9 protein-coding genes and 2 pseudogenes are annotated in these 16,825 nt (G+C 57.8%); 6 read left to right on the top strand and 5 right to left on the bottom strand.

Annotated elements, in window-relative coordinates:
- Nucleotides 1-38: 38 nt before the first annotated feature.
- The gene (locus tag ACVDG8_RS37135; protein ID WP_447250596.1) at nucleotides 39-800 is read right to left on the bottom strand and encodes an enoyl-CoA hydratase/isomerase family protein; all 762 of its coding nucleotides are present in this window, start codon (nucleotides 798-800) and stop codon (nucleotides 39-41) included.
- A 293-nt stretch (nucleotides 801-1,093) separates the two neighbouring features.
- On the opposite strand from ACVDG8_RS37135, the gene ACVDG8_RS37130 reads away from it, so the two are divergent.
- Both ACVDG8_RS37130 and ggt read left to right on the top strand, forming a co-directional pair.
- Nucleotides 1,094-2,452 (top strand): aminotransferase, encoded by a 1,359-nt coding sequence (locus ACVDG8_RS37130; protein WP_447250595.1) that lies wholly within the window; start codon nucleotides 1,094-1,096, stop codon nucleotides 2,450-2,452.
- Nucleotides 2,453-2,454: 2 nt separating this feature from the next.
- Nucleotides 2,455-4,047, top strand: coding sequence for a gamma-glutamyltransferase (gene ggt / locus ACVDG8_RS37125; protein WP_447250594.1), 1,593 nt, complete (start codon nucleotides 2,455-2,457; stop codon nucleotides 4,045-4,047).
- Nucleotides 4,048-4,229: 182 nt separating this feature from the next.
- Here ggt and ACVDG8_RS37120 read toward each other — a convergent pair whose 3' ends face one another.
- Nucleotides 4,230-5,399 (bottom strand): M20 family metallopeptidase, encoded by a 1,170-nt coding sequence (locus ACVDG8_RS37120; protein WP_455707906.1) that lies wholly within the window; start codon nucleotides 5,397-5,399, stop codon nucleotides 4,230-4,232.
- A gap of 391 nt (nucleotides 5,400-5,790) precedes the next feature.
- On the opposite strand from ACVDG8_RS37120, the gene ACVDG8_RS37115 reads away from it, so the two are divergent.
- Together ACVDG8_RS37115 and ACVDG8_RS37110 are read left to right on the top strand one after the other, a co-directional pair.
- The gene (locus ACVDG8_RS37115; protein ID WP_447250593.1) at nucleotides 5,791-7,356 is read left to right on the top strand and encodes an ABC transporter substrate-binding protein; all 1,566 of its coding nucleotides are present in this window, start codon (nucleotides 5,791-5,793) and stop codon (nucleotides 7,354-7,356) included.
- Between the two features lie 517 nt (nucleotides 7,357-7,873).
- Complete coding sequence (locus ACVDG8_RS37110) at nucleotides 7,874-9,493, top strand: phytoene desaturase family protein (protein ID WP_447250592.1); 1,620 nt, start codon at nucleotides 7,874-7,876, stop codon at nucleotides 9,491-9,493.
- 408 nt (nucleotides 9,494-9,901) lie between these two features.
- On the opposite strand, the pseudogene ACVDG8_RS37105 reads toward ACVDG8_RS37110, so the two are convergent.
- Together ACVDG8_RS37105 and ACVDG8_RS37100 are read right to left on the bottom strand one after the other, a co-directional pair.
- Nucleotides 9,902-10,101, bottom strand: a pseudogene (locus tag ACVDG8_RS37105) (IS110 family transposase); the annotation flags it as partial.
- A gap of 216 nt (nucleotides 10,102-10,317) precedes the next feature.
- The gene (locus tag ACVDG8_RS37100; RefSeq protein ID WP_447250591.1) at nucleotides 10,318-11,886 is read right to left on the bottom strand and encodes an ABC transporter substrate-binding protein; all 1,569 of its coding nucleotides are present in this window, start codon (nucleotides 11,884-11,886) and stop codon (nucleotides 10,318-10,320) included.
- Nucleotides 11,887-12,212: 326 nt separating this feature from the next.
- On the opposite strand from ACVDG8_RS37100, the gene ACVDG8_RS37095 reads away from it, so the two are divergent.
- Nucleotides 12,213-13,616 (top strand): MmgE/PrpD family protein, encoded by a 1,404-nt coding sequence (locus ACVDG8_RS37095; protein ID WP_447250590.1) that lies wholly within the window; start codon nucleotides 12,213-12,215, stop codon nucleotides 13,614-13,616.
- 94 nt (nucleotides 13,617-13,710) lie between these two features.
- Here the strand turns inward: ACVDG8_RS37095 and ACVDG8_RS37090 are convergent.
- Nucleotides 13,711-15,278: pseudogene (locus tag ACVDG8_RS37090) on the bottom strand (ABC transporter substrate-binding protein).
- Nucleotides 15,279-15,643: 365 nt separating this feature from the next.
- On the opposite strand from ACVDG8_RS37090, the gene ACVDG8_RS37085 reads away from it, so the two are divergent.
- Nucleotides 15,644-16,813 carry an acyl-CoA dehydrogenase family protein gene (locus ACVDG8_RS37085; RefSeq protein ID WP_447250589.1) on the top strand — a complete coding sequence of 390 codons (1,170 nt, stop codon included), beginning with the start codon at nucleotides 15,644-15,646 and terminating at the stop codon, nucleotides 16,811-16,813.
- The last annotated feature ends 12 nt before the right edge of the window (nucleotides 16,814-16,825 follow it).

Raw genomic sequence — 16,825 nt, 5'->3', positions numbered from 1 at the left:
AGCGGCCCGACGCGCGGATCGGTTGTCACGCCGCCCGGTCAGCTCTTGGGTTTGTTCAGGCTGGCCATGCCCGCCTTGTACTCGCTCGACCCCATTAGGGCGCAATCCCCGAGGAATGCGAGCGTCTGTCCGACGCGGGTGGAGGCGCCCTGGCCGGAGACGAGGATGTCCTTGAGGATCGAGACGGTCTGCCGATTGACCGTGTCGCCATAGGTCGCGGCATAGTCGAGCGCGGCCTGGAGCGCGGTCTCGGCCGGAACGAGGCGGTTGACCAGACCCCAGTCGAGAGCCTTGCGCGCATCGATCTGCTCGCCGAAGATCAGCATCTCGCGGGCCCGGGCCATGCCGATGGCGCGCGGCGCGCGCACGGTGCCGCCGCCGCTGGGCAGTACCCCCAGCCTGACTTCCGGAAAACCAAACCGCGCCGCCTCGCTGGCAATGCGCAGGTCGCAGCCAAGCGCAAGCTCCAGCCCGCCGCCAAGACAAAACCCCTCGATCGCCGCAATCGTCGCACAAGGCAACTCGTCAAGCGTCTCCATGACGCCGAGCATCACCCGGGAAAATTCCTGCAATTGCCGGTCGGTATACAACGCGCTGGCCTTCAAATCCTGCCCGGCGCTAAAGGCCTTGATGCCCTTACCGGACAAGACGAGGATGGATGCATCGCTGCGCCTGACCTTGAGCAGGGCATCGTAAAACGATTCAAGCGTTTCCATGTCGAACGCGTTGCGCCGATGCTCGCGGTTGATCGTGATGGTCGCAACGCGCCCGGCAACATCGAAAAGAATAGTATTGTCCATCAAGGTCTTCGTTCCGTTATGACACTTGCCCAGAGCGTGGTCGCTCCGTGCGGCAACCTATCCCATACCTTCCGGCGGAGCCATCGCGGCAACTGCAAGAAATTTTAAAACGCATTGAAATCTTTTTCACTTCCAGTTGCTTCGCGAACGTGGCGCAATCGGCCAACGGTGTATATGAGACCTTGCGGAAGATAACGTTCGGGCATGCCGGGGCGGACATCTCACACGGTCTTTTCGGACCTGCCGTATGGTCGGCAACCGACGCCGCCTTGAAAACAGAAAGGAACCTGCCGATGGCCAGCGCGGATGTTGTTAAGCTTGCCCACCCCTACACGAACTTCGCAGCGGCGCAGCCAACCGACTTCACCGTCATCACGCGCGGAGATGGCCCGTGGGTCTATGACAGCAAGGGCAAGCGTTATTTCGAAGGGATGTCCGGCTTATATAGCGTTGGACTCGGCTTTGCCAACAAGCGCCTTGTCGATGCGATAACGGCTCAGTTGAACCAGCTGCCGTACTATCAGACCTTCTTCTACAAGAGCACCGATGCGGCGATGGAGCTTTCCGAGCGGCTTATCGAAGTGGCGCCGGTGCCCATGAAGCACGTCATGTTGCAGTCATCCGGATCGGAAGCCAACGACACGGCCGTCAAGATCGCGTGGCTGTATTGGATGACCAAGGGCGAGCCGGCGCGCCGCAAGATCATCGGCCGTCATCAAGGCTATCACGGGACCAGCATCATAACGGCAAGCCTGAGCGATACGCCGCATCAGCATGCTCAGTACGGACTTCCGCTGCCCGGCTTCCTGCATGCCGACTGTCCGCATTACTACAGGTTCGGTCTGCCCGGCGAGACCGAAGAGCAATACTCCGACAGGCTTGCCGAGAACCTGGAGAAGCTTATCTTGCGGGAAGGCCCCGATACAATCGCGGCTTTCTTCGCGGAGCCAATCATCGGCAGCGGCGGCGCCATTCCCCCGCCTGCAACTTACTTCGAGAAAGTCCAAAAGGTCTTGAAGAAATACAAGATCCTTTTCGTGGTGGATGAAGTGATCAACGGCTTTGGCCGCACCGGCAAAATGTGGGGAACCCAACACTTCAACCTGCAGCCGGACATGATGGTCAGCGCCAAGATGCTGTCTTCATCCTATCTTCCGATTTCCGCGTTGTTGATAGGCGAGCGGGTCTCGAACACGGTCAATGACGCGCTCGGCCAGAAGGGTTTCATTTCGCACGGATACACATATGGCGGTCATCCCGTCTGTGCGGCCGCCGCGTTGGAAGTGCTCAACATTTATCGCGACGAAGGTATTGTGGATAAGGCGGCAGCGACGGGAGACTATGTCGCAAAACGCTTCAACGAGGAAATCGCTTCGCTACCGATTGTCGGGGAAGTGCGAGGCAAGGGTCTTCTTTGGGGTATTCAACTTGTCGCTGACAAGAAGACCAAGCAATTGTTCGACCCGGAGAAGAAGGTCGCGGCGTGGAGTTCGCTCACAGCGGCGGAAAACGGACTCATTGTCCGGGCGGTCGCCAATGACGCCCTGATTTTCTCGCCGCCGCTGATCACGACCAAGGACGATGTCGACTACGTTATAAACGTTCTCAAGCCTGTCCTCGAGCAAGCCCACGCGAAATTCGGGCGAGTCTAGACTTGCGCGATCTTCAGTTAGGCGGACGCTCGCCTGTTTATTGCATGAACGGTGCGGCCGCCTCGTCGCACCCGCTGTCCTCGCTTGCTGCAATTGATATTTTGCAGCAAGGCGGGAATGCCGTGGACGCCGCAATAGCGGCATGTGCGGTGCAATGCGTTGTTGAGCCGATGTCGACAGGCATCGGGGGCGACTGTTTCGCGATGCTACAGATGAAAGGGGAGGGGCCCGTGGTGGCCCTTAACGGGTCGGGTTATTCGGCCGGCGCTGCGGATGTTGCTTATTTTGAAGAGCGCAACATCAGCAAGCTCGAGGTGCTTAGCCCGCACTGCGTTACTGTCCCGGGCGCTGTGGATGCGTGGGCGACGCTTTCGACCGACTATGGAAAGCTGGGGCTCGATTACGTTTTGCAGCCAGCGATCCGCTTGGCTGAAGAAGGGTTCGCCGTGACCCCGCACGTGAGTGCGTATTGGGCGGACGAGGTCAGCAAACTGTCAGGCAACGCAGAAAGCGCCGCGTTGCTGTTGTCCAACGGGCGTGCGCCCTTGCCCGGCGAAAAGTTCGCACTGCCGAAACTCGGACAGGCCCTTCGTGCCATCGCCGCCGGCGGCAGGGATGCCTTTTACCAGGGCGCAATAGCAGATGACATTGTAAACACGCTGAGCAAATTCGGCGGCCTTCACACGCTGGCCGATCTGGAACGCCAGCGGTCGTCTTACGAACAGGCCGTCACCGCCGATTACCGCGGGCATCGCGTGGCTGAACTTCCCCCCAACAGCCAGGGGATCGTGGCGCTGTTGATCCTAAAGCTGATGGAGGGCTTCAACCTTCGAGAGGGGGGCTCCACTAGCGTCGAACGCTATCACATCTACACGGAAGCGGTGCGGCTGGCCTATGCCGTGCGCAACGCGCATGTGAGCGATCCTCGTTCAGCACGCGCCAGCGTGTCCGAGCTCCTTGACGATCGTTTCGTGGACGGGTTGCGAAGCGCCATTTCTCTTGAAAAATCTCTACCCGAACCGGAAGTAGACGTCCGTCTACAGGGGTCCGACACCGTTTACCTTACAGTCGTGGACAGGGATCTGAATTGCGTCTCGTTCATCAATAGCCTGTTTAGCCATTTCGGGTCCGGGCTTACCTCGCCAAAATTCGGAATAACGCTGCAAAATCGTGGCATGGGCTTTTCGCTGGACCGCAACAGTCCCAATTGCATCGGTCCCCGCAAAAGGCCGCTTCATACATTGATACCGGCAATGCTCTTGGACAGCGATAACCGCTGCGAAGTCGCCTTTGGCGTCATGGGTGGGCAGTATCAGGCCGCCGGCCATGCCTTTTTCGTCTCGAACCTGGTCGATTTCGGCATGGATACGCAGGCCGCGATAGACGCTCCGCGACTGTTCCCGGAGGCGGGTTGGCTCGACGTTGAAACCCCAGTCGATGACGATACGATCGCGGGATTGGCGGCCCTTGGCCACCCGGTTCGCAGGAGCCCAATCGCAATTGGCGGCGGGCAGGCCATTCGGATCAATCGCGAGCGCGGCGTGCTGGAGGCCGGGTCCGATCATCGCAAGGACGGGTGTGCCCTGGGCTATTGACGCATGCCGGAAGGTGGACGCGCCAGCCGTCCTCCGCCTGCACCGGCCCGCGATTAAACGTCCGCTTGATAAACCTGCTGCCCGTAAGCCGGCGGGATGGCGAACACCGAAATGGCCCGTCACCTGTCATTCGTCCTTGCGTTGTGGATACCGCGCGGCGCTTTTCAATCCTGTGGCATCCCTTACCGGCCGTCGCGGCTTGCGATCCTCGCGATGGCGAGCGCCAGCGTGCGCGTGGCGCTGATCAATGCTTCTTCAGAGACTTTCTCGTCGACCACATGAGCATCGGAAATGGTTCCCGGTCCGAACAGCACCGTTGGAATGCCGGCCGATGCGAAAACGGCTGCATCGCTACCGTAGGTCGCGCCATGAGGACGATCGGTCCCTCCTGCCAGGTAGTTCGCTTCCAGCAACGATCGAACCAAATCTTCAGCCGGCGAAGTCGTCCAGGACGGCGTGCCCTGGTCCAGCCATCGAACCATTGCCGGTCTGCTCGCATTCGCTGAACGCGCGCTGATGTCGGAAAAGGCCTTTTCGAAGGCACCCTTCAGTTGTTCGATGGTCTGGGACGGGTGCACGCCGATCCGCCCGATCATCTGGGCCGATTCCGGCAACGTGGCCAGCCACTCGCCGCCCTGGAAGCGCCCAACCGCGAAAGGATCATGACGTGGCCATGCCACGTCCGGGGGCGGCACGACCGGGTTCTGTGGCGACACGGACCATGTCTTCAATCCGGAATAGATGTCCCACAATGTCTCCATTGCGCTATGGCCGGTCCAGGACACGGCAGTGTGCGCGGCTCGGCCATAGGCCTCTATCTCAAAATGCATAGACCCGCCGCAGGTCGAGATCACGCAATTGTCCGACGGCTCCAAAACGATGACCGCGGATGGGCGAGGCTGTGTAGCAAGTGCATAATGGGAGCCGATGCTTGTCGTTTCCTCGCCGACCACGCATTGGATCTGGATGTCCCGATTGAGGGATATGCCGACTTCCCTCAGAGCGTGAACTGCGAAAATGCCGCAAAGCAGGCCTCCCTTCATGTCGGCGCTGCCTCTGCCCCATATATAGCCCTCGCTGCGGTTGCCGCTGAAGGGCGCGTGTGTCCACAGGCCTGCGTCACCTGTCGGAACCACGTCGATGTGGCCATTCAGCACCAATGGCGCCTGGTTGCTTCCAGGCGACCTGTGCCATGCATAGACGTTTGGCCGATTGGCCAGATCCCGCTCCTCGACAAAAGAAATGTTGTTGCCGGCAAAAGATTGGCTGACGCAGTCGGTCTGAACTTCAAAACCCAGCTGCTGCAGGCGATTGGAAAAGAAGGAAGCGGCATTTCCTTCCTGCCCCGACACGCTCGACACCCGGACAGCGGCGCTTACCGCTTCGAAAAGCTTCTCCCGGTGCGTTTCAACAGCGTCCAGGATCTGGTCGTCACTTCCTCTTTTCGACATGCAAGTCCCTCCAATACGGCTTATCGCTCACCCCAATTCCGAATCCCTACGTCGGATCGACGCGGGTGTCATGCCGCCAGGGTTGGAATTAATTTTAGCGGCCGGAAAAAAATGACAAACCAAATTTTGCCTGCGGGACCGGCGCCGGATCCCGCGATCAAGGCGGCGGCGAGGCAGAGGAAAATCCATTATAATTTCGGCAGGGCGCGGAATTCTTTTCGATTGAAGTCACCCACACGCTGATCAATCATGTTTTTATGGGCTTCAATAACTGTCAAGTGGGGAGCTGAGCATGAAAAAACATCCTATATTGTCGCGTCGACTGCTGCTGGGTAGCATGGCATCAGTCGGCATTCTGGGAGGCTTGGGCCTTCCCTTAAGTAAAGCTCGAGCCTCTACGCCCAAGCAGGGCGGTTCCGTCCGGTTCGCTATGGCGGAAGGCTCGACTGAAAACTCGCTGGATCCGCGTCAAATTCGCGACGTTTTCCAAGGCGTTTCCTATGCCGGGTCGGTGTGCAACACGCTGACGGAAATCTTGCCGGACGGCTCCGTGGTAGGCGATCTGGCCGAAAGCTTTGCATCACAGGACAACAAAAACTGGATATTCCACATCAGGCAAGGTGTGACCTTCCATGATGGAAGAAAACTGACGTCGCACGATGTCGTGGCGTCGTTGAAGCACCACATCGGCCCCGACGTCGCCACCGACGGCAAGCCGATCGTCGATCAAATCGCCGACTTGTCGGCTGACGGTGATTATGTCGTCAAGATAACGCTGAAAGGTCCCAACAGCGACTATCCCTATATGCTGGCAGCCTGGATGCTCGTCATCATGCCGGCAGCGCCGGACGGATCTCTCGACTGGCAAAAAGGAATCGGCACGGGTCCATTTTCGATCGTGAAGTTCGACCCCGGCGTCTCGCTCAAGCTGAAAAAGAATCCGAACTATCATAAGCCGGGCAAGCCGTACTTCGATGAGCTAGAATGGCTAGTGATCGCCGACGTCGGCGCGCGGACGAACGCGCTAATGTCCGGCGACATCCAGTGGATGTACGAAGTCGATCAAAAGACGATTAATCTTCTGAAAAAGAATCCAAACGTGGCTCTTCAGAATATCCCCGGCCCACGTCATTACATCTTCCTCATGGACGTCACACAGGCACCTTTCGACGACAACAATGTCCGGCTCGCGATGAAATATGCGATCGATCGCGAGGGCATCGTTAAAAAGCTTTACGGCGAGTATGCTAGGCCCGGCAATGATACGCCGGTGGCGCCGCTCTTGAAATTCGCGGCGGATCCAAAGCCGCGCCACACTTTCGATGCGGCGAAAGCGCGCGAATATCTGAAGGCCGCCGGCCATGACAAGCTGTCTGTGAACCTGTCAGTGGCCGATGTAGCGTTCCCTGGTTGTGTGGAATCGGCGCTTCTGTACAAGGAAAGCGCGGCGGAAGCGGGAATTGACATCAATGTCGTGCGCGAGCCAAACGATGCCTTTTGGTCGAGCGTCTATATGCATCGCCCATTCTTCGCCGCCGAATGGGGCGGCAGGCCGAACATCGACTGGACCTTGACAGTCGAATTGGCCGCCGAGTCGTCGACGAACGAGGCTCGTTGGAAGAACCCACGCTTCAACGAGTTGCTGGTTGGCGCTCGTGCCGAGAAGGATGAAGCGAAACGCGCCGCGATGTATGCCGAAGCGCAGCAATTGAGCTCCGATGACGGCGGAATGATCACGCTTGCTTTCGCAGACTATGTGAACGCGGCGTCAACGACGATCGGCCATGACAAGATTGGCGGTCATCTCCATTGCGACGACTACCGGATGGCGGAGCGCTGGTGGTTGGAAAGCGCGTGATCTAAGCCCGTTCGCTTTATACTTTAACCGATCGGATTATAGGGCGCCTGATAATTCCGGCGTCCTATTATTTTCATGGCATGCACGTCGTTCGGATAGTCTTCACGGCCATAGGCTGTCAGGTCATTTTCCGCTTAGCATTGGCCGAGACGCAACACAACGAGGCTTGGATCCAAGGATGCATTTGCGTATACATTACTTTGCTGTTTCTGCTTCCATATCATCGATGCGAGGAGAATTCATATGCGATAGAAATGTTAGCATATGATTTTTTCTTTGGATTGCGCTACTTTAAGTCAAGTACATTTTCTGGGACGATGAATACGCTGCAGTCCGATATCCGCTGCTTCTGAATGGAACGCAAGCCGATGCGGAAGGTTCACGGCTCGGAAATTTGATTACAGGCAGAAACGAGAAAAGCGGTGAAGGGCCAACACATGCCTAGAGGAAGAGATCGTGACCGATTCAAACGGCAATGCCAGGCTGATTTGCCTGGATCTCGATGCGGGGTCGTCCGATGAGAACGAAATATGATGTGGTCGTCGTTGGCGCGGGCCACAATGGCCTGGTTTGCGCGGCATATCTTGCGAAGGGCGGGCTGAGTGTCTGTGTTCTGGAGAGGCGCAGTATCGTGGGAGGAGCCGCGGCGAGCGAAAAATTATGGCCGGGCTACAAGGTGTCTACGGCCTCATACGTCATGAGCCTCCTGCAACCCAAGATAATCCTGGATCTCGAACTGCAGAAATATGGTTTCGAGGTGCTGTCCTTGCCGCCCGTGTTCCACCCTCTGGAAGGCAACCGCAGTGTCTTTTTCAAAGAAGACGAGAGAGAAACGGCCGCGGAGTTTGCCAAGATACATGGCGGCGATGGCGAGGCGTTCCTTCGCTATAGGGACCACTTGCGCAAGATCGGTCCTTACATGCAGCGTTTACTTTGGGAAATCCCGCCGGACCCTGGGGCGAAAAGCATGTCCGGCGCCATCGACGTGGCAAAGTTCGCCTGGCGGTTCAGGGACATCGGCAATCAATTCTACGAAGTCTACGATCTGCTGACGCTCAGTGCGTTCGATTATTTAAGCCGCTGGTTTAGCAGCGACGACATAAAGACGGTGATCGGCTTTTATGCCGGTTGCGCTGGCGGTCACTTCACGTCGCCGCATTCGCCGGGTACCGCCTTTGTCCTGATCCGGCCGATGCTACGGGCCGGCGATACGGCTGCCGGGTCCTGGGGTTTCATGAAAGGCGGCATGGGGTCAATCTCCGAAGCCTTATCGCAGTCGGCAAAGCAACTTGGAGCAGAAATAAGGCTGGATTCGGAGGTCAAACGGATTCTCACGAGGAACGGAAGAGCTATGGGTGTCGAATTGGCCAACGGGGACACGATCAGCTGCAATGCGGTTGTGGCGAACGCCAGCGCTTTCACGACTTTTACGAAGTTAGTCCCGGAAACCGAGCTTCCAGCGGAATTCGTACGAGACATCCGCAATGCGCGCAGCGAGTCGTCATCCTTCAAGATGAACATTGCGGTCGACAGGCTCGTCGATTTTCCTTCCTTCCAAGCCGCAAAAGCGGATTTTGCCTATCCGGCACAAATCCGCATCGCGCCATCAATGAAGTATATGCACAAAGCATTCACGGACGTTCAGGACAATCACTTCTCCCAAAACCCGACAATGCTAATCTGCGTACCTAGCCTAGTCGATCCCACACTTGCACCGGAAGGCAAGTATGTGATCAATATCTTCGGCAATCATGCACCCTATACGCTGCGCGGGACCAATTGGGACGAGCAGCGGGATGCATTGACGTCAGCGGCGTTGAAATCGATCGACGAATTCGCTCCTGGATTTTCCGATAGCATCGTCCACAGCGAGACGCTCACCCCTCTCGATTTGGAGCGGCGCTTCGACTTGCCGCGTGGTCACATCCATCACATAGAGCTGACTGCGGATCAGATATTCTTTAAGCGCCCCGCGCCCCACTATGCGAATTACCAGTCGCCGATCGCGGGCCTCTACCAGTGTGGGGCGTCCACCCATCCGGGTGGCGGCGTGACCGGCGTTCCGGGTTTCAATGCATCAAAAGTCATTCTTCGTGATCGCAGCAAAATCCGCAGGGCGGGCGCCAACGCGTCCTAGAACCTTCAAAGGCGGAACGGCATTTCATGCCGTCCGGTGTAAGACCGTATGTCCGCTTCTGCCGGTGAGGTGGCTCGCCCTACACTGCGCGTCCGAGGGTTGCTCGGGCGGTCCGAGCCGATCCTCATCACAGGAGGACGAGCCACCTCACCGGCAGAAGCGGACATACGGTCTTACCGTCCGGTGCTGCACGCGCGACGACAAGCTAAAGTATCGCAATCTTTCAAAGTCGCTCCATAAGCGGAAGCTGCCTCCGCCCCTGCGCGAGATGGCGCCGTTGAGGCGAGCGATCAGGTGGCGCCTCCCCTTGCGACTGCCCACATGAAGCCGACCAGTTCACGGGCGATCGCAGTGCAGACGACCGGTGTCTTCTTGCCCCGTGCACTCAGCATGCGGTAGCGGGCTGTGGATCAGGCGATAAAGGCCGTACCCGGTCGGCCCAGCTTCGTAGCAGAAATGCATGTGATCAAAGCGGCTGGCGATCCGGCCGATGACCGCCGCATGCTGGTAGCCGACGCGTCGACCTCGCCGAAGAAGCCCGCTTCCGCAATTGCAATAGCGTTCTTCAGCTTCGCAACATCGATTCCGACAAATGTTCCTTCATAAATCCGCCACGGCTCGTTCTCCTGTAGTGAGGATCGGCTCGATTCGCCCGAGCAACCCTCGAACGCACAGTGTAGGGCGAGCCACCTCACCGGCAGAGAAGGACATACGGTCTTACTGTCCATTGAGGCCCGGTCTTTCCTGACCTCAGCGGGACGGAAGGAACACGCGCAAAGACCAGGGACTGGTTTGCCCCTGGCCTGATTTCAACCGCGAAAGTGTCAGGTCACAATCCACCAGCGTTCCGCCAGCCGATAGCAATCGTAGATGAGGGGGCCGATCTGGCCGTAGCCGATTTTCTTCGAGGCAGCGTGGACGTAGTTGGCGAAGGCGTAGGTGAGAAGTCCGCCGTCGTCATGCACGATCTGTTGCATCTCGGCATAGATGGGTCCACGCTTGGCATCGTCGGTCTCGCCCCGGGCCGCCACGAGAAGTTCATTGAACCTCTTGTTTTCCCAGAACGTTTCATTCCACGCCGAGTCGCTCGCGAGTTCGACCGAAAAGGTCCAGTCCGCAGTCGCCCGGCCTGTCCAGTCGGTGGCCAGGAAGCCTTTCTTCTTGTTGAGCCAGACATTCGACCAATAGCCGTCGCTGGCTTCGCGAATGACCTTGATGTTGATTCCCGCAGGCGCTGCCTGCTGCTGGAAAAGTTCGGCCGCCTCGACCGCGCTCGGATAAGCGGAGTCGGCCGTCGAAAGTTCGATCGACAGTTCGGTCAACCCGGCGGCCTTCAGATACTGCTTGGCTTTTTCGATGTCGTAGGTATGGCGCGGCAACGGATCCGTGGAAAATTTAAGCACAGGCGAAAGCGGATCGTCGTTAGCGACGGTCGCGGTGTCACCATAGAGTTTCTTGACAATCTCTTCCCGGTTTATGGCGTGCTTCAGCGCGAGACGGACGTTCACATCATTGAACGGTGCCAATTGCGTATTCATGGCGAAGTTGAAATGCCGAGGCCCATGGATGTTCATCATCTGAAGTCCGGTATTGCGCTTCAGGAGATCCATCGTCTTCGGATCCGGCTGCGCGACCCAATCCACTTCGCCGGTGGTAAGGGCGTTCGTGCTAGAGACGACATCCGATATGTAGACCCATTCGACCTCATCGAAATAGGGCTTGCCGGGCTTGTGATAGCTAGGATTGCGTTTCAACTTCAGGGAACGGCCGGCCTGGAAATTTTCCAGGGTGAACGGTCCGGTGCCGATGCCTGCGGCCCAGTTCAGGGTGCCGTCGTCGTCCGCGGGCATGATCGGAAAATTCCAAGCCGCAAGCAGGTAAGCCAAGTCCGCATTTGCACTTTTCAGAACAAATTTGACCGCGCCATTTCCATCTGCCGATACATTGTCGATCTGCGAACTAATGGCGCTTGCCGCTGTGGCTTTATTCTTGGTGTGATGCTCGAAGGAAGCAACGACGTCCTTGACGGTCAGTGGCTTGCCATTGTGAAACTTGATATTTTTACGAAGATAAAAGACCCAGGTCTTGGCGTCACTTGTTTCGAATTTGTCCGCCAAGTCGCCGGTCACGCCGCCATCGGGCATAACTTCCGTCAGATTGTTGCACACAGAACCGCCATACCCGGCCCCTATGCCTTCATGCGTCCAGGTTGCCGGGTCCAAAGTGTCGCTCTGGGAGCCGTTCGGATCGACAAGTCTTACGGACCCTCCTTGTTGCGGGCCGTCCGCGGCCAACGTCTTCGGCCCCACGAAGGTTAGAACCCCAAGGCCGGCTGCACCCGCGAGCACCGCCCTGCGCGAAACTTCCTGCCTGAAAAGGAAATAGTCTTCCAATGCAACCTCCCGAGGCTCCCTGTTCGACAGGTGCTAACGCCCTGCCACTACTCCTTATTCTTGTAGCTTTGGCACATTGGGTCGGGAGACCGGCGGCATAAAATGAAAAGTTTTAAGACGTGTCCAATTTTTTTCGTCGCGCCGGCGGTCACTCCCGCTAGGTCGAACGAAGAGCATGCAGTAATTAAACAATGTCACCGCGCCGTGGTTGAATACATTCTGCCCTCGAAGCCCACATCGGACGATGCAAGGTTGGCCGCAGTATCGCAGGCAGGCGTCGGTGGCGAGCTCGCACTATTTAAAGTTGTGAAGGAAGGAACACGGTGATGGATTCACAACCTTATACCGACTGGCGAACCTACCAGCTGGTCGACTACGCCACCAGTACACGCTTCGAGGCGTATCCGGCCGACGTCGTTCATGCAGCCAAGAGACTGATCCTAGACAGCATCGGTTGCATGTTCGGCGGAAGCCAATCTCCCATCGGACAGTCGATGCTGCGAGCATACCGTCCGATGCTCGGTGCCCCACAGGCTGTGCTTGTGGGAACTCCCGACAAGGGCTCGGCCGTCGATGCCGCCATGTTCAACGCGACGGCAGCGAACGCTCTTGATTTCGACGATACAAAGCCAGGAGCTCATCTCGGCGCAAGCGTGATCCCCTCCGTCCTTGCACTTGCGGGCCCGCGCGCCTTGTCCGGCGCTCAGTTCCTCGACGCCGTCATCGTCGGATACGACGTCGGAAACCGCGTGGGCGCCGCGATCCAGCCGACTCCTGCCAGAATGAAAGAAGTGTGGGGCACGGGGACCTGGCATACATTCGGCAGCGTGGCGGCAAGCGCCAAGGCGGCCGGGCTTTCGGTCGAAAAGACCCTAAATGCTTTTGGCATTGCCGGCACAACGGCGCCCGTTCCTTCCGGACAGAAATGGGGTTGGCCAGTCTTCGAGCGGCCTATCCATTGGGTGAAAGAAGGAATCGGTTGGTCGGCTCATGCGGGGACGCTTGCAGCGCTCCTGGCCGAGCAAGGCTTTATCGGCAACAGATACATCCTCGACGGGGAAACCGGCTTTTGGCGGATGTTCGGCTCGGACCAAGTCGATTTCGAGCGCATGGTCGATGGGCTCGGATCGAAATTCGAGGTCCAGACGATAGGTTTCAAACCGTTCCCCTGCTGCCGATGGCAACACACCGCGCTTGCTGCCATTAAAGGTCTGCAGACGGAAAACAGCTTTTCGGCGGACGATGTGAAGCAGGTCGACATACACTCGTTTAACTGGGTGAAGTTGCAGGAAGTCTACGATCCAAGCAACATTGTAGATTCCCAGTTCAGCATGCCGCACAACGCTGCGGCAATGCTGCTCGGGCTCGCTCCCGGGGCGGAATGGGGGGCGGAGGCCACCCTTTCGGACCGGCGGCTCCGCGACTACTCAAGGCGCATCAAGGTCACGTTGGATCCGGAAATGAACGCCTTGTACGACAGGGACAAAACACCGGGCTCGCGCGTGGAGATTGCGCTCAACAACGGTCGGACGTACTCGCGCACCTTGACGATCCCGCCGGGAAGTCCAGACAATCCGATGTCGGATACCGACCTGCAGGGCAAGTTCCTGTCGCTATGTGGAACGGTCGCCGGATCGGACGTAGCGCAGCGCCTGCTCGATCACATCTGGAATCTGGAGCGCGCGGCCGACATGGTCCCGATATTGGAGCTGTGCACGATCAAGGGATAGAAAAGGCCGGCTGCAGGCCATCAGCCGGCGGACCGAAAACAAAAAAGCGTACGCCGCAGCGTACGCTTTTTCTTTGAGCTCCGGGTCAGGTGGCTCAACTATTGAGCCACCAGCGCTCCGTGCAGCGATAGCAATCGTACATCATCAAGCCGCCAATATCGTCGTGCCCGATCTTTTTGGACGCGCCATGTACATAGTTTGCGAATGCGAATGTCAGCATGCCGCCATCGTCATGCACGATCTGCTGCATCTCGGCGTACATGGGCGCACGCTTCGCATCGTCGGTCCCGCCACGCGCCGCAACCAGAAGCTGATTGAACTTGTCGTTCTTCCAGAACGTTTCATTCCAGGCCGCATCCTCGGCCAGCTCGATTGAAAACGTCCAGTCGGCGGTGGCGCGCCCCGTCCAGTCAGTGGCCAAGAAGCCGATCTTTTTGTTGAGCCAGATATTTGCCCAATAGCCATCGCTGGCTTCCCGGACAACATTGATGGTGATGCCGGCCGCCGCGGCTTGCTGTTGAAAAAGCTGCGCAGCGTCCACAGCGCCCGGAAAGGCTACGTCCGCGGTCGACAGATTGATCGTTAACTGGTCCAGGCCAGCCGCTTTCAGATAGTCCTTCGCCTTTTTGACGTCGTAGGTGTGCGGCGTCGAAGGCTTCGAGGAGAACTTGAGGATCGGCGCAATCGGATTGTCATCCGCCACCGTGGCAGTGTCTCCATACAATTTCTTTACGATCTCATCGCGATCTATTGCATGCTTCAGAGCGAGCCGAACGTTGACGTCGTTGAACGGCGCCATCTGCGTGTTCATCGAGAAGCTGTAATGCCTCGGCGAACGGATGGTTTGTATCTCCAAATTCGGGTTTCGCTTGAGGAGATCCATCGTCTTCGGATCTGCGACCGCGATCCAGTCGACCTCACCCGAGATAAGGGCGTTGGTGGCGGAAACGACGTCGGCTACGACCAACCATTCCACTTCGTCGAAATGGGGTTTGCCAGGCTTGTGATAGTTGGGATTTTTTTCAGCTTGAGGGAACGTCCTGGCTGAAAATCCTCAAGCTTGAACGGCCCGGTTCCGATGCCCGCAGCCCAGTTTAAAGTGCCATCGGCGTTGGCGGGAAGAATTGGAAAGTTCCAAGCCGCTACAAGGTAAGCCAAGTCGGCATTGGGATTCTTCAAGACGATCTTTACGCTATCGCCTTCCGCCGAGACGGTGTCGATCTGAGAACTGATTGCCTTAGCCGCTGTCTTCGCGCTCTTTGTGTGGTGCTCAAACGAGGCGACGACGTCGGCCGCGGTCAGGGGCTTGCCGTCATGGAAAGTAATTCCCTTGCGGAGATGAAAGATCCAGGTCTTTGCATCGGCCGTATCGATCTTTTCCGCAAGGTCCGGGGTGACGCTGCCGTCGGGAAGTACCTCCGTAAGGTTGTTGCAGACAGATCCCGCATAGCTGACACCGGTGAAGGAATGTCCCCAGGTTGCAGGATCCAGCGTGTCGGTCTGTGCGCCATTGGCATTGATGAACCGCACCGAGCCGCCCTTGGGCTTGCTGTCTTGAGCGAACGCCTTCGGCCCAACCAGCGAAATTGCTGCAAGAGCTGCTACGCCTTTGAGCACTGCACGACGCGACAGCTCCTGGCGAAATGAAATATAGTCCTCCATATGATCCCCTTCCTTATTGTCTGCCTTGTTTGGGATTTCCCGTTTTTATAGGAATACGATCACAAGAAGGTCTCAACGAAAAAGATTTTACGGCTGCGGAAATTTTTTCGGCCTCCGGCATGTCGGATGGGTGCCGGGACGTCTTGGACACCGCTCATAACGCTTATCGGGTCGCCCGCTGCCAATAGGCGTCGATGGCCTTCAAGTCCTCATGAGCCAATCTCATGCCAAAAGAATAAAAAGAGTTTGAGGGGGGCGGGCCGCCGAGGGTAATCGATGCGCTAGGATTAAGCTGGCGAAATGGGCGATACCCAGGCCACCTAGCTTTTCGTGCGGTGGGTAAATGATTTAGTGCGGCGCAGGTAATGACAATTAAACTTGACGATTTTACAGATGACGAATTGAGCGTGCGCGATCTGGCCCGGCGGCTGGCGACCGAAAAGGTTGCGCCGCGGGCGCAGGCAATCGATGTCACCGGCCAATATCCGCAAGACGTATTCGACATGTTGAAGGATCTCGGGTTGTTCGCAATCCCGTTTCCGGCCGAGTATGGCGGGCTGGGCAGCATGACCGCTTCGTGCCTGGCTATCGAGGAACTGGGCCGCGTCTGCTACAATACAGCCTATATGCTCGTCGTGCAGTGGGATCAGTTCGCGATCATCCTGAGTTCGGGGTCAGAGGAGCAGAAGAGCCGCTATCTTCCGGGTCTGGCTTCCGGCGCCATCAGGGGCGCCTTTTCGCTGACCGAACCACAGAGCGGATCGGACGTCGCCGGCATAAAGACCCGCGCCGTTCGCGAGAGTAACGGCTATCGGCTCAACGGCTCCAAGGTATGGTGCACGAACGCCGCCGTCGCCGATTTCGTTCTGGTGGCCGCGCGCACCGGGTCGCCTGAAGAGCGGGGCGCGCTCAGCCTGTTTATCGTGGAGCCGGGAACGCCGGGGTTCCAGATCGGACCCAGCGAACACAAGATGGGCGGCCGCGGCGTGCCTTCCTCGCCGCTTTACCTTGACAACGTTTTTATCCCGGAAAGCAATCGCATCGGCGAAGAGGGCAAGGGGTTCATCATCGCCATGGAAGAGCTCAACCGGGCACGTCCGATCGCTGCCGCGCGCGCTCTTGGTCTGGCGCAGGGCGCGATGGACCACGCCATCGACTTCATCAAAAACCGGCGGGCGTTCAACCGTCAAATTTCGGACTTCCAGGGCATTCGCTGGATGATCGCGGACATGGCCACCCAGATCGCGGCATCGCGCAACCTGATCTATCAAACGGCGCGCGCGGTCGACAATGGACTGCGCGGCCACGAATTGAGACATCTGGCGGCGTTGGCAAAGCTGCACGCCACCGATACGGCAATGAAAGTCGCCACGGACGCGGTCCAGCTCTTCGGCGCCGCCGGCATCTCCAACGATTATCCGATCAATCGCTATTTCCGCGATGCAAAGGTTCTGCAGATCGTTGAGGGCACCAGCCAGATCCAGAAAAATATTATTGCCCGAACTTTGCTGGGTAAGGAAAGCACGCCGAGCTAAGGAAAACGGAGC

It is taken from the genome of Mesorhizobium sp. ORM8.1, from assembly GCF_053005525.2.
The sequence above is the reverse complement of the archived record's forward strand: the minus strand, read 5'-3'. Positions and strand labels throughout refer to the sequence as shown.

Bases quoted from the DNA above. Each gene is read 5' to 3' on its own strand.
- ACVDG8_RS37110 (WP_447250592.1), top strand. From the start codon at position 7,874: ATGAGAACGAAATATGATGTGGTCGTCGTTGGCGCGGGCCACAATGGC.
- ACVDG8_RS37135 (WP_447250596.1), bottom strand. From the start codon at position 800: ATGGACAATACTATTCTTTTCGATGTTGCCGGGCGCGTTGCGACCATC.
- ACVDG8_RS37130 (WP_447250595.1), top strand. From the start codon at position 1,094: ATGGCCAGCGCGGATGTTGTTAAGCTTGCCCACCCCTACACGAACTTC.
- ACVDG8_RS37095 (WP_447250590.1), top strand. From the start codon at position 12,213: ATGGATTCACAACCTTATACCGACTGGCGAACCTACCAGCTGGTCGAC.
- ACVDG8_RS37085 (WP_447250589.1), top strand. From the start codon at position 15,644: ATGACAATTAAACTTGACGATTTTACAGATGACGAATTGAGCGTGCGC.
- ACVDG8_RS37115 (WP_447250593.1), top strand. From the start codon at position 5,791: ATGAAAAAACATCCTATATTGTCGCGTCGACTGCTGCTGGGTAGCATG.